The organism is Bacillus sp. JHAA, assembly GCF_036961585.1.
In the GTDB taxonomy this organism is placed as follows: Bacteria; Bacillota; Bacilli; order Bacillales; family Bacillaceae; genus Bacillus; species Bacillus velezensis.
In genome coordinates this window covers 93,531-111,490 of sequence record NZ_JBAMDE010000004.1, presented here as the reverse complement: position 1 = coordinate 111,490, position 17,960 = coordinate 93,531, and the positions used below count along the sequence as shown (strand labels likewise).

The window sequence follows — 17,960 nt, the reverse complement described above, 5'->3', positions numbered from 1 at the left end:
TGGTTCAGCCGATTTGCAGGCCGTAATCTGTCGCAATACGGGCCAGTCCGCCTTGGTAGCCTGAGCCGATCGCGGAAAATTTCCATTCGCCGTTATGTCTGTAAAGCTCCCCTGCGATAATGGCTGTTTCAATTGAGAAATCTTCAGCCAGATCGTAGCGGATCAGCTCTTCATTTGTTTCTTCATTGACAATGCGCACGAACGCGTTGGAAACTTGTCCGAAGTTTTGGCCGCGCGCTTCCGCTTCATGAATCGTGATGACGAATGAAATTTTGTCAATAGCCGCGGGCACCGCGCTCAGGTTGACTCTTACGCTTTCGTCATCGCCTTCGCCCTGGCCTGTCAGGTTGTCGCCTGAATGTGCGACAGAGCCGTTTCCGCCTTCAAGCTGATTATAGAAAATGAAATCATCAGGCGACGCGCATTTTCCTGCTTCATTTAATAGAAAGACGCTGGAATCTAAATCAAAATCATGTCCGCCGTCGTATTTGTTTGTATCCCAGCCAAGGCCGACAACGACTTTAGAAAGACCCGGATTTGTTTTAGTCAAATCTACTTTTTGTCCTTTTGCCAATGAAATTGCCATGTGTGCACTCTCCTTTTTTTCGTTTAGGCGTATCGGTTAACGATATCGCCGATTTTCGTATCGTTTGTGCCTTCACCTATCGCAGCGAATTTCCACTCGCCGTCCTCGCGGTAGATTTCAGCCGCGATCAGGCTCGTTCTGCCTGAATAGTTATCTCTTAAATTGTAAGTCACCAGTTCTTCGCGGTTAGCCTGATCAACGACGCGGATAAACGCGTTTTGAATCATGCCGAAGTCCTGTTTTCGTCTGACGCAGTCGTAAATATTGACGACAAACACAAGTTTATTAATCTGAGCGGGGACTTTCGCCAAATCGACGAGAATTTGTTCATCATCGCCGTCGCCTTCTCCCGTCAGGTTGTCACCCGTGTGTACGACACCGCCGCATCGGCTTTTCAGATTGCCGAAATAGATGACGTTTTTACTGTCTGTCATTTTATCATTTTCAAGCATCAGTACGGAAGCGTCACAGTCGATATTGGCACCGCCTCCGCCGAACAGCTTTCCGAAAAAGCCCCCGGATGATACAGGGTCCCAGCCGAGTCCGACCAGCAGTTTTGACAGACCGGCTTTTCCTTTTGTTAAATCAATCCGCTGTCCTTTTTGTAAAGAGATCGCCATATGATTCACTCCTATTCTGTAAGGGTGCCGCTAAGCACGCCGCAAGTGCGCATTTTTACTAAATTCCGGGACAAGAATCCCGGTGTTTATTAAGATATACGTCTTTTATTATATCAAAGTTTCATAAAACATAAGAATTTTTGGCGAAAAACGGCGAAAAATTACTTCCTATATTCTCCTTCTTTCCGGAGAGAATAGAGAAAACAAAGAAATTGACGAAGACTGAACATTTTTCCTATCCTTGTATCAATACATGTCAGGAAAGGGGCAGACGAGTGATTGATTTAAGCATACTTGATCAGGCGCCCGTATCCAAAGGAAACGGGCCGCACGAGACGCTCCGCCGTTCAGCGGAGCTCGCCCGCCTCAGTGAAGGATGGGGCTATAAGCGGTACTGGTTTGCCGAGCATCACGGCACAAGAGGGCTCACAAGCGTTTCGCCGGAAATTATGATCGCTCATACCGCCGCAGCCACAACGTCCATCCGTGTCGGATCAGGCGGCGTGCTGCTGCCGCAGTACAGCCCTTATAAAGTCGCGGAAACTTTCCGTCAGCTTGAGGCGCTGCACCCGAACCGGATTGACCTTGGGGTCGGACGCTCGCCGGGCGGTACAACGAAAATCCGGCTCGCCCTCACAGACGGGGTAAAGAAAAGCATGACCGAGTTCAACAGGCAGCTTCAGGATTTATCATCCTTTCTGACAGATTCGGTTCCCTCGGACCATGCTTATGCAGGAATAAAAACAGCGCCTTTGATTGAAACAGCCCCGCAGCTTTGGGTGCTCGGCCTCGGGGAAAACAGCGCCAGACGCGCCGCTCTTCAAGGTGCGGGCTATGTCTTCGGCCATTTCATTAATCCGGAACGCGGGGAAAAAGCTTTTCAGATCTATCGGGACCATTTCCGGGCCTCCGCCCATTTTTCCGCTCCCGCCTCGCTCTGTGCCATTTTCGTCATATGCGCGGCTACGGATGAGAAAGCGGAAGAACTCGCCTTAAGCCAGGATTTATGGCTTCTTCGTGTCGGAAAAGGCGCCGACAGCCGCGTGCCGAGTGTGGAAGAAGCGCAGGCTTATCCGTATTCGCCGGAGGATCGTAAACAGATAGAAGAAAACAGGAAGCGGATGGTGATCGGCTCTCCTGCCGCAGTGAAACGCCGTCTGCTTGAACTTTCCGAGCGGTATCAGACAAAAGAGATGATGGTGCTGTGCAACGTCTTTGATTTCGAAGCAAAAAAAGAGTCATATGAGCGTCTTGCTGATATATTTCTGTAAAAAAAGCCGTCAAACGGAGCAGCAGATGAGACTGCTGCACCGCTTAACGGCGGTTTTTTCGTTCTTTTCCTTTTTTAAACGCATTCCAAATCCCCTGCAGCATAAACCCGAGCAGAAGCAGAATGATTAACAGTAAAGTGATTGACGGCCCCGGAGGCGTTCCGAGCTGGTACGAAGACGTCAGCCCCATGAACACACTGAAAAGAGAAATAATAATGGCTGCCGCAAACACCCATTTAAACCCTTTGGCGATACGGATTGCAAAAGCCGCGGGCAGTACGAGGAGCGCGGAAACGAGCAGCACGCCGATAATCGGAATAATGACCGAAATCGCCAGCCCCGTCACGATGCTGAATGACATTGACAGCAGGTTTGTGTTAATGCCTGATGTCTTCGCCGTCGCCTCGTCAAAAGTAAGCAGATAGAGCGGTCTGTTTAATATAATGAAATAAAGCAGAATCAGCAGGGTAATGCCTCCGATAATATAGACCTGCTGCTGGCTGACCGTGACAAGCGATCCAAATAAATATTGATCGATGCTCATCGACGCGCCGCCTTTTGACAGGCTGATCAGAAACATCGCAAACGACAGCCCGGCCGCCATTAAGATTGCGATAGATACCTCGGAATATGTACGGTACGCCCGCCGCATGTATTCAATGCCGATCGCTCCGATCGTGACGACAACGATGCTCGCCGCCGTAATATTGGTACTGAGAAAAAAACCGATGGCCACGCCCGACAATGAAATATGAGACAGCGTATCCGCCATCAGCGCCTGTCTTCTCAGCACGAGATATACGCCTAATATCGGCGCCATAATTCCGATCATGCTTCCCGCTAGAAAAGCTCGTCGCATGAATTCCAAGTCAAACATTTCCATCCGCCTTTTTCCCCCCTTTCAAGCCGTATGACTTTATCCAGATACTGCTGTACTTCGTTTTGTTCGTGTGTCACCATGACGACGGTGCGGTTGTGATTTTTCACCTGATGGTGCATAAATTCGTAGAAACCCTGCCTGCTTTCATAATCAACCGCGGTTGTCGGCTCATCAAGCATCAGCAGATCCGGATTGCTCGCAAGCATTCTCGCAATGCAGATTTTCTGCTTCTGTCCGCCGGATAAATCGCCGATTTTCCGGTGGCGGAAATCCCACATTTCCACCATCTTCAGCGCGTTTTCCACCTCGTGGTGATCCGTTTCGTTCAATCGTTTAAACCATTTTCCCTTCGTATAACGGCCTGATTGCACAAGCTCCAGAACCGTGCTTGGGAATCCTGCGTTAAATGAAGAAATCTGCTGCGGAACATAGCCGATTGTCAGGCGTTTTCCGGCTGCGTTTTTTTTACTGATCTCGGCCGTTCCTTCCCAAGGTCTGAGCATGCCGAGCATGACTTTCATCAGCGTCGATTTTGACGCGCCGTTCGGTCCTGTAATGCCGACGAATTCGCCGCTTTTGATTTCCAGCGACACGCCGTCAAGCACGGGTGTATGCGAATAACCAAAAACGATATCCTGTAATGTAACGAGATTCATGCTGACCTTCCTTTCCCGCATAGAAATAGTGTGCACCCCGCGGCGCACACTATGTTATTTAACCAATAGCGAATCTTTCAGTGCATCAAGGTTTTTCTCCATAATGTCGATATAACCGATGCCTTTATCCCGTTCTTTTTGGCTTAAACCTTCCAGTGTATTGAGCACTTCCGTTTTCGCGCCGATTTCACCGGCAAGCGTATCTGCAACTTTAGGCGATGCAACTTCTTCAAAGTAGATGATCTTCACATCATGCTTTTTGGCAAACGTTTTGAGATCCGCCAGTTTGGCCGCACTCGGCTCTTCTTCAGGAGAAAGGCCTGCAATCGCGACTTGTTTTAAGCCGTATTCTTTGGCGAGATAGCTGAATGCCGCGTGCTGTGTGATCAATTCTTTTTTCGCCGCTTTATTTAATGTTGTACGGTATAGTTTATCAAGATCCTGCAGTTTTGCAATATATTCTTTACTATTTTTCTCATAGTATTCTTTATTCTTCGGGTCCTGTTTTACGATCTGCGCCGTAATGGTTTTGACCTCTTTTTGCGCAAGAACCGGGCTGAGCCACACGTGAGGGTCCATGCTGTGGCTGTGGTCATGACCGCCGTGTCCATGTTCCTCTTCCTCTTCATCCGAACCTTCGAGTAAGTCAATTCCTTTCGACGCCTTTACAAACTTCGCATGATCAGAGCCCATGCTTTTTTCCGCTGAAGGAACCCATGTCTCCATATATTCGCTGTTGTATACGAAAAGATCGGCGTTTTGAATGCCGGCGATATCCTTCGGCGTCGGCTCCCAATCATGGGGTTCGACCGAAGACGGGATGAGAATGTCTACATCGCCTTTGTCTTTGACAATTTGTTTCGTGAATTCGTACATAGGATAAAAGGTCGTCACGACGTGCAGTTTGCCGCTTTTTGAAGAACCTGACGAACCTTTTGAAGATGAATTGCCGCAGCCCGCCGCAATTAAAAAGCATGCCGCAATGACAATGATTCCGCTCCATTTTTTAAACAAGCCGTTTCCCCCTGTTCTGTAAATCAGAATGATGACGATTTCCAAAGCGTTCTTTCTCGTTCATTTGTTACCTATACCATAATAAAACGAAGTAATTACGTTTTGCAAGATATTTTTTTCTAAATTAATATCCAATTTACCTAAAAAGCCCCCGCCATGTATGGACGGGGGAGTCCTATCACATATCAGGCAAGCAGATAAACTCTTGTTTCGTATGGGCGGAATGTGATGCGGGATTCCGTGCCGCTGTCATTATCATAGTTGCTGAGAAGCAGCTCGGCCCTTTCAGGTTCGGAACCGTCCGGCCAATAAAAAGCGGCTTCTTCTTTCGATACGTTGCTGATGGACATGAGTTTTTGTCCGTTTGCCTGTCTTTCATACACGAACAGCTGCGGGTCATCAGGAAGCAGCAGCGTGTAGCTGCCTTTTATGATATCAGCATACTGTTTTCGCAGGCGGATCAGTTTTTTGTAAAAGTTCAATATAGAATCGGGATCATCCTGAGCCTCGGCCGCATTGACGGTTTTGTAATTGGAATTGACCGCGAGCCACGGTTCGCCCTCCGTAAATCCGGCATTCTTGCTGCCGTCCCACTGCATCGGTGTACGGGCATGGTCCCGGCTTTTCGCCATAATGGACGCCATGACTTCTTCCCTGTTCCGGCCCATTTCAAATACCCTTTTATGATACATATTGATGGTCTGAATATCTTGATAATCCTCTATTCTGTCAAACGGAGCGTTTGTCATGCCGATTTCTTCCCCCTGGTAAATGTACGGCGTGCCTTTCATGAAATAAAGCAGAGCGGCAAGCATTTTGGCGGATGCTTTGCGGTATGTGCCTTCGTCTCCGAAACGGGATACGATCCGGGGCTGGTCATGATTGCACCAATACAGCGTATTCCAGCCTTGATGTTCCAGTTTTTCCTGCCAGTCTGTGAGCACTTTCTTCAAATCGGACAGCTCAAGCGGTTTTACATCCCAATGCTCTTGGCCCGGCTTTTGATCAAGCTCCATATGCTGAAAATGAAAAATCATATTCAGTTCATGCTCATCGGTTCCCGTGTAGACCAGCCCTTCCTCAGGCGTCACTGATCCGGCCTCGCCGACCGACATCACGTCATATTTGGAAAATACCTCTTTCGTCATTTCTTTTAAGTAATCATGTATCCGTGCTCCGTTTGGCCGGAAAGGCTTCGGATCGGCCCGGCGGGCGATGTAATCTTCATATGGCGGCAAGTATTCTTTTTTTGACAGAAGATGGAGCTGGTCTATTCGCAATCCGTCCACGCCTTTATCGAGCCAAAATCTCATCATCTCGTACACGGATTGCCGAACCTCGGGATTTTCCCAATTCAGGTCGGCTTGTTTGACGGCGTTCATATGCAGGTAATATTCGCCCGTATGTTCTTCGTACTGCCAGACGGATTGTCCGTAATCCGACACCCAATCGGTCGGCGGGCCGTCCGCGGTGCCCGGCCGCCAAATATAATAATCGCGGTATTTGCTGTCCGGATTCATTTCCGCCTCTTTGAACCAAGGATGCTCCGTGGAGGTATGATTTAAGACGAAATCCATCACAAGCTTTAATCCGCGGCTGCGGCATTCTGTAAGCAGATCGTGAAAGTCCTCCATCGTTCCGTAAGATTCCATAATCGCTTGATGATCCGTCACATCGTAGCCGTTATCGACGTTTGGCGACGGGTAAATCGGGCAGATCCATATCACATCAGCGCCAAGTTCTTTTATATAATCGAGACGCGCGATAATCCCCCGCAGGTCGCCTATACCGTCGCCGTTCGTATCTTGAAAGCTTCGCGGATAGATTTGATAGACAACGGCGTCTTTCCACCAGTCATTCATCTTGCGGCCCTCCTGTTTTTTAGAGAACCATTTCCTTTATGATCCTTCCCTAAACAAAAAAGAGAAGGTTTCCCCCTCTCTTTTATCTGTCCAGCTGAGACGGATAAAGCGTCATGCCTCCGTCGACGAAAAGTGTCGTTCCGGTTACGTAACTCGCTTCTTCCGACACCATCCATGCGGCGGCCGCGGCGACTTCTTCCGGTTTTCCGAAGGCGTTCATCGGAATTTTTTTCAGCTGGGCCTGTTTATGTGTTTCATCTTCCAGATCCTTATTGGACTCCGTGGCGATCGTGCCGGGAGCGATGGCATTCACCCGGATGCCTTTGTCTGCGTAATTGAGCGCCATCGTTTCCGTCATCATTTTGATCCCGCCTTTGGATGCCGAGTACTGCACGTTTTCAGGACGCGGGATTTGCTGATGAACGCTCGATATGTTTAAGACAGTTCCTTTTTTGCCGCGCTCGAGCATATGTTTCAGTGCCGCTTTCGCCCCCAAAAAGGTGCCGGTCACGTTGACGTCGATGACCCTTTGCCAATCCTCCAGGCTCATTTCATGGGGCATCGCTTCGGCCCCGTTAAAGCCGGAATTGTTGACCATCACGTCCACACCCCCGAAATGCTCCTGGGCGGCATCAAACAGCGCCTGAATCCCTTCTTCTGAGGATACATCGGCTTTTACGGTGACGGCTCGGCCTCCCGCTTTCTCAATGATGTCCGCCGCTTCTTCCGCTCCGGCGGAATCACCGAGGTAGTTCACAACCACATTCATCCGCTCCTTGCCGAAGCGTTCGGCAATGGCTTTTCCGATTCCTTTCGAAGAACCTGTTACGATTGCTGTTTTTCCCTGTAAATCCTGATACATTGTCTCATTTCCTCCCTGATGTTAATACAGAGCATGTACCCGGTTTTGATCGGCCGAAAACAAAAGAGATCATAAAAAGAACGATGAAGCCGAAGCTCCCTCGTTCTTTTTTTCATTATGCGTAGTTGTTCATTTGCAGCCTTTTTTGCACGCCGACAAGCCTGCTGAAAAAATAAGATGCCGCTTTGTAGTTCTCCCGTTTATGAAAGAAATGAGCCGCGTCCTGAAGCAGTTCCTCTGTGTCAGCCAACAGCTCTTTTGATTCCAGAATGTCAAAATACTCTTTGAGTGAATCCTGTCCGCCTTCCCCCTGATAAAGCTCTTTAATCAGACGGAATTTCGTCATATAGATCTCATCTTCCCACTCCGCCGCGCTTCTCATGCCCCGCGCGCAGCTGGCGGCGGCTTCACTGTATTTTTCCGTTTTAAAGTAGATATGCGTGAGTGAAAAAACAGCCTGGATGACCTGCCGGAAGCTGTGTGCTTCAAATCCGGCAGCCGCCCGTTCAAAATCCTCCGCCGCCTTGCAAAAGTCACCCAGACTGTACATACAGTGCCCGATATTATAATAGGCCGCAGCAATCATATATTGATCATCAAGCCGCTCCGCGTGCTCCAAGGCGCATTCGAGGTATTCCAGCGCTTTTTTATGCTGCTGGGCGTCCATCAGATTTCCGGCAATGATAAATTTGCACTGCACCCTTCTCATTCCGTATAATTCATATTTCTTGTAAATATCAAGCGCCTGCCCCGCGTAATTCATCGAAAAGAAAGTCTGCTTGATGTGATAGTACACCTCAGAAATTTTATACAGAAACTCGGCTTTCTCTATGTCATCTTCCACATATTCAAGCTTTTCCTCAGCCCGCTTATAATGAGAAATCGCTGAGATGAAGTTTTTCTGCTTAAATTCATACATTCCCCTGAAATAGTAAAAATAATATTCCAGTAAGCCGGTCAGCTTTTGCTGGTTCATCTCAATCTCAGTGAGCATTTCAGAGAACGGAGGCTGGCAGTCGCCGTCTTTCATGGGTTTTAATTTATCCAGCATGATGCGGTGCCGAAATTCCATCAATGAAAAATACAACAATAAATCCTGGTTCTCTTCCATATCTTCGAGTTCATATTGAATCTCCCGCTTCAGCGCTTCAGCTTGATCGGCTTCAAACGCGCGGATCAGCTTATACCATTCATTCATCTTTACGGCCACTTCTTCAGATGGAATCTTGGATTTCATAGATTTGCCTCCTTCCTCCGGCTACTAATTATGTTATATTTTATCATAGCAAATTTATGGCAGTGAGCAAACAAAGATTTTAATCAATTAAAGAAAGAGAGAATTCACCATGAAACGACCAGTCAGAATTGCACTGCTTTTGATCCTCTTCTTTTCCGCAGACCTATGTTTTTCCTATGTGCAGAAAGAATTGAGGCCGCAGACGGCATTACAAGACAGAGCCATTCCAAGCGCTCTTCATCCGCTCGTGAAACAGAATGCGGAGCTATTGCAGACGGCCGCTCTGAAAAAAGGCATCACCGTCGTTATCACAGAGGGTTTCAGATCAATTGAGGAACAAAACGAATTGTACCGTCAAGGACGTTCAAAAAAAGGAAATATCGTCACCTACGCAAAAGGCGGGGAATCTTACCACAATTACGGCCTTGCGATCGACTTCGCCCTGCAAAAAAAGGATGGAAGCCTGATTTGGGATATGACGTACGACGGAAACCGAAACGGCACGCCCGATTGGCTTGAGGTCGTATCGATTGCCAAAACGCTCGGTTTTGATTGGGGAGGCGATTGGAGAGGCTTTAAAGATTATCCTCATTTACAAATGATCCCTGGCTAATAAAACCTTTTCTTTTTTCGCTTTTGCGCATCAATGTACGGAGGATAGACAGGCCTGTACACAAGCTTATATCCTTCATTGCCGGACGGCGTAAAATCGCGCTGCCACTCCAGCCGCAGATGGAAATCGGATAAAAAAGCGGCCTTTGCTTCTTCGGGAGTAACGGCCGGCACCGGATTGATCTTCTCCAGCTGCTCCGGGTCAATGTCAGGCGCCATGTAAGCTTCCACAAGCCCCGTTACGGGACTGACAAGTATTCTCGCAGCGCCGAACCGCAGCGGAATATCCTGATGCCATATGGAAAAATGGAAGCGGAACCTGCCCCTTCCGTCCGTTTTCAGCGGGTTCATTTTAAAAAACTCGTCCGCTCTCGGATAAAGCTTGTATAAAAATTGAAGCGCGACGGCCTCACACTCTTCCGCAGAATAAAAGGCCGGGCCCTGATGCTCAATAAAAGATTTAAAGGCTGTCATTTTCCCTGTCTTTTTGTCCGTTTTCATCTTCATTGTATTTTTGTTGCTGCTTTCAAAATAGCTTTCGATACTCAAATCTTTCCGTTCCGGAACCGACCCTTTCCGCCATGTCGTTCCGATCTCATCCCCGAGATCGCGCCGGCGCGTCTGAACCATATCCGAGGTAAACCCCATTAATTCATCCAGGCTGATTTCCCGTTTATGTTCAAACGCGGGAAGCGGTTTTGCCGGCTCATTCCTGTCTTCGCAAAGCTGCTGATCCGGCACGATATCATCTTCACCGGCCGGATAGCTGTAAGCCGGCAGAATCGGTTCATAGACGAGACGCGGTATTTTCTCAAAATTGACCACATCATAGACGAGACTGAATGTCAGCACACTCATGTAATGCGAGACGACTTTTTCCCGATCGACGAATGTTTCCGGAACGGGCGCTTCACCCTTATAACCGTAATAGATAAACTGCACGACGAAGCCGCTCCTGGTTACATCAACGAAAAAACCTGAATCGGGAAGCGGCCGGCCGAGCACTTTTTTTGTATAGATAAATCGGATGCACCCATTGCGTTCTTCCCTCGCCTGAAAGATGAAATTCATAAAAGTTAGCGGGCGGTGTCTCGCCGCAAACCGAAGAGCCGTCAGCTTTAATTCGGCGTCTGACAGCTGCATGTCTGAACTCGGACAGTCGTTGCGTGAATAGGTAAGCAAAGATCCGTCGTCGCCCAGCTCAATCGTGACCGTTTTATCCGGATGGTTACGATCTTTCCATATATAATAGGCTTTCGTTTTTTGTTTTTCATCATAATCTTCTATTTCAAGCTCATAGTCCGGCGGTATGTTCCCGATTTCCAGCGCTTTTTTTCTCAGATGTTCTTTCAGCAATGGGGTCATCCTTTCAGAAGAGTGTATAAAAAAGAACTGTTTTTTATTATATAAAAACGTCCTTATCCTTTTAAAGGGAAGAAAGTGCCTTTTATGTGTCTATTTTTAGCAAAGAGGGAAAAGAGCCGTATTCAGAGCGGCACTTTTTCATACAAATGTCACATTCCCCGTGAAAGCCCCGGGACGAACGCCCATGACCTTCAGCCTATTAAACTCGTGATCGCTTCCCCTGTATGAGCCTCAATAAACCGCGGGAAAACCGGCTTGTATACGAGCCTGTACACTTTTCCGCAGCTGTCGTCATCGTAACAACGATCCCAAGCGAGCTCGGCTTTGATGGCCCGGCGGATCGCGTCCTTCGCCTCTTCCATTGTCAATGAAGGAACGGGATCGATTTCCTGGAGCTCTTTCGGATCAATTTCCGGCGGCATATAAAAAGTGACAAGACTCGTCTTTTTGCTGACACAGATTCTTCCCTCTCCGAATCGCAAATCAACGCCGCCCGAACAAGCCTTATATGTAAGTCCCACGTTTTCTCCTTCATCATCCGGATCATCATATTGAACCCGGAAATACTGATCCGCTTCCGGAAACATGGCGAATAAAAAGCGGATGGCCATGTGATGGCATTCTTCCTCGGAAAACACCGGTTCGCCTTCAACCTTTATAAATGACATCGCCCCGGTGAGCCGGCCCGATTCTTTATCATGCATTGTTTTCAATACGTGTTCATTCCGTTCTTTAAACAGACTTTCAAAGCTTTTATCTTCCCGTGCGGATTTTGTTTTTTCAGGACGCCAGGCAATGCCGATACGGCCCTCTCCAAGGTCGCTTTCCCTCTCTTTATAAAAACCGTCGTGCAGCCCGATCATGTCATTGATGCTCATCTTTTCCGCTTCAGGTGCAGGGCGTGAAATCGGGACATACGGCCGCGTGTCGTCTTCCAGCTCTTCATATTCGTCTAATTCTGCATTCTCTTCCTTCAGGTCGGCCGATATCGGCCGCGTCGGAGACACGATTTGATAGACGAGATGGGGCTTGTCATCCCCCTGCACATAGACGGACTGATGCAGGACGGTGAACAACAGCTCTGCTTCAATATGTTTGACAAAGTGAGCCAACGCTTCCCGCTTGTCCGCAATTGTCTCCGGTCTTAACAGATCATCGGCCTTCCCATGGTAAGAAAAGCCGGTTACTTCCCCTGTCACAGCCAGGTCGATGTAAAACCCGGTCAGCGGAAGCGGCAGACCGTCAGCCATCTGAACATAGGAATATCTCACATCGCCATCATTGGCGGAGCCGCTGTTTTCCAATTCGAACTCAGCCAATGCCCCAGGACGATGGGTTTCTAAAAACGCCCGCATCGTTTTTTTTATGTCCGATTCCGAAAGAGCCGGCAGATCAGTCTGGAAAGCCGGACGGGATAAGTATTTCAGTTTTCCGTCCCGGTCTAATTCGACCATGATGCCGGCTTCCGGATCATTCTTATCTTCCCACCAAAACAGAACCTCATCTTCCCGGTATTCTTCCACATTACTCTCGTAGCGGGCAGGTACGTTTCCGATTCGGAGAGCCAGCTGTTTCAATTCTTCTTTATTCATCATAACACTTCCTTTTCTTCCAAAAAGATTGATGATTACCAAGACTCTTTTATACAAAACTAGTATAATTAACCTGTCTGTCTTCATGACTATCGAATTAATCATTAACAACAGGGGGTAAACCAGATGTCCATCAAAAAAATGAGCGCCGTGTTTTTCATTCTGCTTCTCACGGCATTTACCGCCGCGTGCAGCAGCGAAACGAGCGGCGGCCAGGAAAGCAGCACGGCGAAAGTGAAAATAAAAGAGACGGCATGGGCCGCTTCAGACGATACTGAACATCCGGCCGCGCTGAAAGTAACGGTCACCGTCAAAAATACGGGCAAAGACCCGCTTACCGTCAAAAGCAGCGACTTCTCGCTTTATCAGGATGACGCGAAAACAGCCAAGGCCGATAAGGAAGACTTGATGCAGAGCGGCACGCTTCATGCGGGTAAGACAGTGACGGGCAATCTGTACTTCACGGCTGACGAAGGCAAATCCTATGAATTGGTATATCAGCCGCAGGCAAAAGACGCGAAGCCTTTATCTTATAAACTGAAAGTCAAAGGCACAGCCTCCAACGCAAAACCTGACCCAGCGGACGCATTATCCGCATACATTGATGTGATGCTGTACGGCAAGCACAATAAAGATTTCACCCGCCTGACCGGTGTAAATGAAAAAATGACGGCCGCCGCATATCAGGAATCGGCGAAAGCCAGCTTTATCGCTTCTGCAGGCATTTCACAAGAACAGGCGGATTCAAAAGCCATTTCCGCTATTATTGACGCCATGTCATCAGCGCTTCGGGATAACACAGAGCTCAAGGTGCATACCAAATCCATGTCAGGCAAAAAAGCCGTCCTTGAAGCAAAAGTGACGCCGCTTGATATGTCTCCGCTTGCGGGCCAGCTGCAAGACCGCGTGCAAGACTATGCCGGAAAGCACCCTGATGCTGATGAAAACGAAATTGTCAGCCACCTGCTTTCTGTCTATCCGGAAGAGTTTATACGCCTGAAACCGGCTTCTTCTTCTGTTACAAGAGAAATTGAGATGAAGAAAAACGCCCGCGGCCAGTGGTATCTGGATACAGACGCCGATCTGGAAGGATTGACAGAAGCGTTTTTGAAAACGTCCTGACAACAAGAAAGGAAATAGCGCAGGCTATTTCCTTTTTTTATTTTCACTTAAAGATGTCACTGATATATTGAACCTCATCCTCGGTTAACTGCACATTAAGCGCGTCCAGATTGTGTTTCAGCTGGACGGGGCGTTTGGCTCCGGGAATGATCGCATCCACCGCCGGCTGCGACAGAAGCCATGCGAGTGCGATATGCGCTGTCTGCGCCCCTTTTTCCTCCGCAACGGCCCGAAGCTTATCCACTCGCTCCAGATTTTGGTGAAAAGCTTCTCCCTGAAACGGCGGCCTGTTCTTTCGGCTGTCCTCAAAGACTGTGTCTTTTGTAAACTTTCCCGTCAGCAAGCCGGAAGCAAGCGGGAAATAAGGAATAAAGGAGATGCCGTTCTTTTCACAATAAGGCAGCAGATCATGCTCCGCCTCACGCTGAATCAGTGAATATTCCGATTGAAAAACCTCTAAATAGCCGTCGGCGTTAAACTCCTGCAATTGCCGGAAGCTGAGATTGGACGCGCCGATTGCTCTGATTTTCCCTTCGTCCTTCAGTTCTTTTAGCGTGCCCGCCACTTCGGAGAGCGGTGTTTTGCCGTCAGGGAAGTGGACGTAATACAAATCAATCACGTCTGTTTTCAGCCGCTTCAGGCTGTTTTCCGCCTCACTCCGGAGAAATTCACGGCTGTTGTCCAGCTCGATTTGTCCGTTGACTTCTTTATGCGCGCCTTTTGACGCAATCACGAGGCTGTCCCGCACGCCGCGCTCTGCGACAACTTCACCGATTAACTCTTCGGAACGCCCCAAACCGTATATAAACGCCGTATCAATAAAATTGACGCCGCCGTCCAATGCTGTGCGGATGAGTTCTTTTCCCGTTTCATCATTAAGATTCGGAAACAGATTATGTCCTCCGACCGCATTTGCGCCAAAACCGATACGCTTTACCCGTAAATCCGTCCTGCCCAGCGTACGTGTCTCATCCATGGCTCAGGCTCCCTTCCTTTTATCGCTCTGTTTAGTATTAGATAGACGGTAAGAATTATCCTGCCTGAGAGCCTCTCTACAGAAAAAACCTTGAAAAGCGTTTGCCCTTCAAGGTTTTTTTGGCTGTGTATTAAGATGTCAGAGCTGCGGCGAAGCGTTCGGCTTCATCCGTGAGAGCACCCTCGATTTCCTTATAGCGGCTGGAAATCGTTGAGGCGCTGACGCCGTACTTCTTCGCCAGCTTGGCTTGAGAAACGGACGCGCCGTTCAGAGAAATGCTGTTTACGTAATATTCGACCGCCGCCGCGAAAGCTTCAGGCTTTCTGATCGTCGGTGTTTTTTTGACACAGAACGTTTTCCACAGATCAATTACGGCCGGAACCAGCTCAGCCGGGTATTCATCCCCGCTCAGGCCTTTTTCAATGGCGTCTGCCGTTTCCTTCTCCATGTCGTTGGCCCATTCTGTCTGTTTTTCTTCAGCTGCCTGCTCAGGCTCTTCCGCCGTTCCTAAAAGAGCGGCCAGCACAATGTCGAAGTTTTCCTGCATAAAGCGCTCAGGCGATTTTCCTTCCGCAAGAGCCGGGGCCGCCGCCTTTTTCACTTTGCTGATTAGAGCTTCGGTCCGCTTCACAGGGAAGATCGTAAATTGCATGAAGAACTCCGCTTTTTCCGCTTCGTGGATCGGATAGCCGAGAATCAGGCTTCCCGCCGGCGGAAGATCCTGCTGGCTGACGTCCATTTCCACTTTGAATTGTTTTTTCGTCATCACATCTTCAAAGTGAATCATTCCTTCTTTCACATCTTCAAGCACCATAACGGCAGGTGTCATGCTTTTCCATGATTCAACGATTTCCCGTGTTTTCGGGCGGTTGATGCCGCCGGCTTTTTTCTGAAGATATTCTTCAAAAATCGTCTTGCTGCCTGCCAGCGGACGGAAGAAAATTCCCCAGATGCCGAGGTTGAAGACTCCGATGTCTTTTGTCTGTCTGTCCAGCTCCGTAATGAACCCGTGCTGGTTAATAAATGATGATATGCCGTCTCTATGTGCTGTAAAGGCGTACTCCATTAGGCTTTCCTGAATCTGTTTCGCTTCTTTTGCCGCGATGTCTGCCGGAATGGCAGCTTCTTTGCTTCCGCAGCATTTTTTATATTTCTTCCCGCTGCCGCATGGGCAAGGGGCATTTCTTTTCACTTTTCCCACAATAAACCCTCCGAATTCTGATATAACTTTATTATTTTAACAAAAATAACTTCAGAGGGCTTGGTTTACGGCGAAAAAAGAATATGGAAGAAAAAAAGACCCCGGGATATTCTCATTCTCCGGGGCTTTGAAACTGTTAATTTGTATTTTGTCCGCCGCCGTTCAGACCTTCTTTAATCAGCCCGTTTACTTGGCTGTTCATCAAAAGTCCGATGTGTCCGACACCGTGAATCTGCACGTTTTTCCCGCCGATCAGCCGTGACAGCGGGTTCAGGACGATTAAGTCCGCTGAGCTGTAAATCGATGTATATAAAATCTTTTGGTTCGGATCAGTCCCCGGAAGCGCCCGGTTGGTCACAAGGCCGTTCGCTCCGCCGAGTGTGACGACGTTTGCGATTTTGTCTCCGCCGTCAAGATTTTTAATGTAATAGAGCGTGTTGGCTCCGCCCATGCTGTGCGCGACGATATCGACTTTTTTCGCACCTGTTTCGCTGAGCACTTTTTTCACGTAATTGGACAGTCTCGGCGCATTGTGTCTGTTGTTTCCGGTTTTGTCTAAGAAATCGATGGCGTACATCTCTTTTCTTGACCAGCCTTGGGATGCCAAGTATGTTTTGATTCCCGCGAAGTTAAAGGACGCCCCGCCGATTCCGTGGACCATGACAACGGGGTTATGCCCTGAGGAGGCTTTCGATACGGTCGGCTGGAAGGCAAATACGGAAATGACGGACAGCATACAAACTGTAAGGACAACTAGAATTTTGTTTTTTATATGTTTCATGAACTTTCCTCCTGCTATGTAATATTTTTGCAGTTTTCATTCTATTAGAGAAGAAAAGGAAAAAATAGTGTATTTTTTACTGTTTTCAACAATTAAAAAAAGAGCGGAAAAATGAGAAAGACGCCCCTTTCCCGAAAGCACGCTTATGCTTTAATACGGCATAACAAAAAAGGAGAGAACACCCAGTTCTCTTCTCCTAGTACTCATTGAAATAGGTTTGAATCCGCTTAGGGTCATGCGTTTTTGTCAGCGCAAGCATCAGAAGAATCCGCGCTTTTTGAGGGTTGAGAGAGTTTGAAGCTGTCAAATGGTCTTTTTCATACTCTCGATTAGGTGTTACCGTTCCGTTTCCCGTCCTTGTGGAGCGGACGACCGCCAGCCCGCTTTTGACCGACTTTACGGCGCCTTTTTGCGCCGCATCAGACATTGAGCCGTTTCCCGAGCCTGCAAAAATAATGCCTTGCGCCCCTGATTTTACGGCAGCTTCAAAGAGATAGCTTCCGTCATTTTGATAGCCGTATATAATATCGACCTGCGGCAGTTTATCAAGTTTATCTATCTTGAAATCTGTATCCTTCGTATGCTTTCGGGTCATGATGTTATTAAAATAGATGTCATCAGCAATTGTTCCGATATAACCCATTTCTTCCGATTTGAATGTGTCGGCCGCGGTTGTATTGGTTTTTGTCACATAGCGCGCCGAAGCGATTCTGTCATTTAATACGACAAGCGTCCCCTTGCCTTTCGCATCAGGCGCAGCCGCTGTTTTTACAGCGTTATATAAGTTGGACGGCCCGTCCGCTCCGATCGCCGTGGACGGCCTCATTGACCCGGCGACAACAACGGGCTTGTCACTTTTGACCGTCAGATTGAGAAAGTAGGCGGTTTCCTCAAGTGTGTCTGTTCCATGTGTAATGACAATGCCGTCTGTATCATCAGACTTGAGCAGCTTGTTTACCCGTTTTGCAAGTTTCAGCAGTGTCTCGTTATTCATATTCTGGCTGCCGATATTCACAACCTGTTCTCCGCTCACATGCGCGACCTCTTTTATCTCCGGAACGGCCTGAATCAGGGCATCAACTCCGATTGCCCCCGCCGTGTACTCCGTAGCGGACGTCTTTGAAGGAGCAGCGCCTGCAATTGTGCCGCCGGTGGCAAGAATTTTAACATTCGGAAGTCCGTCTTTTTTCGCTGGGGCTGCGGCTGCCATCCGGGGCGGTGTTTCTTTCGCTTGAGGAGATTGGGAGCAGCCGGCCGCGATGAAGAGCAGAGCCGTGATAAATGTAATGAAGGGCATAAATTGTTTTTTCATTCTTTTCTCTC

General features: G+C 48.3%; 17 protein-coding genes. 3 read left to right on the top strand and 14 right to left on the bottom strand.

From position 1 onward, the window contains the following. Nucleotides 1-4: 4 nt before the first annotated feature. Both V7728_RS10775 and V7728_RS10770 read right to left on the bottom strand, forming a co-directional pair. Nucleotides 5-586 carry a TerD family protein gene (locus V7728_RS10775; protein ID WP_007409047.1) on the bottom strand — a complete coding sequence of 194 codons (582 nt, stop codon included), beginning with the start codon at nt 584-586 and terminating at the stop codon, nt 5-7. 23 nt (nt 587-609) lie between these two features. Then, a complete protein-coding gene (locus tag V7728_RS10770) occupies nt 610-1,206 on the bottom strand; it encodes a TerD family protein (protein ID WP_043021499.1) in 597 nt (198 codons plus the stop codon). Nucleotides 1,207-1,481: 275 nt separating this feature from the next. Between V7728_RS10770 and V7728_RS10765 the strand changes: the two genes are divergently transcribed. Then, nucleotides 1,482-2,477: an LLM class flavin-dependent oxidoreductase gene (locus V7728_RS10765; protein ID WP_082998938.1), complete on the top strand. Its 996-nt coding sequence runs from the start codon at nt 1,482-1,484 to the stop codon at nt 2,475-2,477. Nucleotides 2,478-2,520: 43 nt separating this feature from the next. Here the strand turns inward: V7728_RS10765 and V7728_RS10760 are convergent, their stop codons facing one another. The 6 genes from V7728_RS10760 to V7728_RS10735 form a co-directional block, all read right to left on the bottom strand. Then, complete coding sequence (locus V7728_RS10760) at nt 2,521-3,360, bottom strand: metal ABC transporter permease (RefSeq protein ID WP_003156653.1); 840 nt, start codon at nt 3,358-3,360, stop codon at nt 2,521-2,523. Continuing rightward, nucleotides 3,318-4,013 carry a metal ABC transporter ATP-binding protein gene (locus V7728_RS10755; protein WP_003156655.1) on the bottom strand — a complete coding sequence of 232 codons (696 nt, stop codon included), beginning with the start codon at nt 4,011-4,013 and terminating at the stop codon, nt 3,318-3,320. The genes V7728_RS10760 and V7728_RS10755 overlap by 43 nt, the downstream gene beginning before the upstream one ends. 54 nt (nt 4,014-4,067) lie before the next feature. Next, nucleotides 4,068-5,027: a metal ABC transporter substrate-binding protein gene (locus tag V7728_RS10750; RefSeq protein ID WP_020955277.1), complete on the bottom strand. Its 960-nt coding sequence runs from the start codon at nt 5,025-5,027 to the stop codon at nt 4,068-4,070. Between the two features lie 185 nt (nt 5,028-5,212). Continuing rightward, complete coding sequence (locus V7728_RS10745; RefSeq protein ID WP_082998937.1) at nt 5,213-6,889, bottom strand: glycoside hydrolase family 13 protein; 1,677 nt, start codon at nt 6,887-6,889, stop codon at nt 5,213-5,215. A gap of 82 nt (nt 6,890-6,971) precedes the next feature. After that, nucleotides 6,972-7,751, bottom strand: coding sequence for a glucose 1-dehydrogenase (locus V7728_RS10740; protein ID WP_007409041.1), 780 nt, complete (start codon nt 7,749-7,751; stop codon nt 6,972-6,974). A gap of 115 nt (nt 7,752-7,866) precedes the next feature. After that, on the bottom strand, nt 7,867-8,988 hold the full coding sequence (locus V7728_RS10735; protein WP_007409040.1) for a response regulator aspartate phosphatase: 1,122 nt from the start codon (nt 8,986-8,988) through the stop codon (nt 7,867-7,869). Between the two features lie 109 nt (nt 8,989-9,097). On the opposite strand from V7728_RS10735, the gene V7728_RS10730 reads away from it, so the two are divergent. Next, nucleotides 9,098-9,601 carry a M15 family metallopeptidase gene (locus V7728_RS10730; protein WP_011996280.1) on the top strand — a complete coding sequence of 168 codons (504 nt, stop codon included), beginning with the start codon at nt 9,098-9,100 and terminating at the stop codon, nt 9,599-9,601. Here V7728_RS10730 and V7728_RS10725 read toward each other — a convergent pair. Further along, nucleotides 9,598-10,956: a YcdB/YcdC domain-containing protein gene (locus tag V7728_RS10725; RefSeq protein ID WP_082998936.1), complete on the bottom strand. Its 1,359-nt coding sequence runs from the start codon at nt 10,954-10,956 to the stop codon at nt 9,598-9,600. The two genes, V7728_RS10730 and V7728_RS10725, sit on opposite strands and share 4 nt — an antisense overlap. A gap of 200 nt (nt 10,957-11,156) precedes the next feature. After that, on the bottom strand, nt 11,157-12,557 hold the full coding sequence (locus V7728_RS10720) for a YcdB/YcdC domain-containing protein (protein WP_335371364.1): 1,401 nt from the start codon (nt 12,555-12,557) through the stop codon (nt 11,157-11,159). A gap of 126 nt (nt 12,558-12,683) precedes the next feature. On the opposite strand from V7728_RS10720, the gene V7728_RS10715 reads away from it, so the two are divergent. After that, nucleotides 12,684-13,679 (top strand): DUF5105 domain-containing protein, encoded by a 996-nt coding sequence (locus V7728_RS10715; RefSeq protein ID WP_082998934.1) that lies wholly within the window; start codon nt 12,684-12,686, stop codon nt 13,677-13,679. Nucleotides 13,680-13,722: 43 nt separating this feature from the next. Here the strand turns inward: V7728_RS10715 and V7728_RS10710 are convergent, their stop codons facing one another. The 4 genes from V7728_RS10710 to V7728_RS10695 form a co-directional block, all read right to left on the bottom strand. Beyond that, on the bottom strand, nt 13,723-14,655 hold the full coding sequence (locus tag V7728_RS10710) for an aldo/keto reductase (protein ID WP_059366513.1): 933 nt from the start codon (nt 14,653-14,655) through the stop codon (nt 13,723-13,725). 130 nt (nt 14,656-14,785) lie between these two features. Then, nucleotides 14,786-15,856: a helix-turn-helix domain-containing protein gene (locus V7728_RS10705; protein WP_082998933.1), complete on the bottom strand. Its 1,071-nt coding sequence runs from the start codon at nt 15,854-15,856 to the stop codon at nt 14,786-14,788. Nucleotides 15,857-15,992: 136 nt separating this feature from the next. Further along, nucleotides 15,993-16,637, bottom strand: coding sequence for an esterase/lipase family protein (locus V7728_RS10700; RefSeq protein WP_011996275.1), 645 nt, complete (start codon nt 16,635-16,637; stop codon nt 15,993-15,995). Between the two features lie 196 nt (nt 16,638-16,833). Further along, nucleotides 16,834-17,949 (bottom strand): type II asparaginase, encoded by a 1,116-nt coding sequence (locus tag V7728_RS10695; RefSeq protein WP_076425776.1) that lies wholly within the window; start codon nt 17,947-17,949, stop codon nt 16,834-16,836. Nucleotides 17,950-17,960 lie beyond the last annotated feature (11 nt).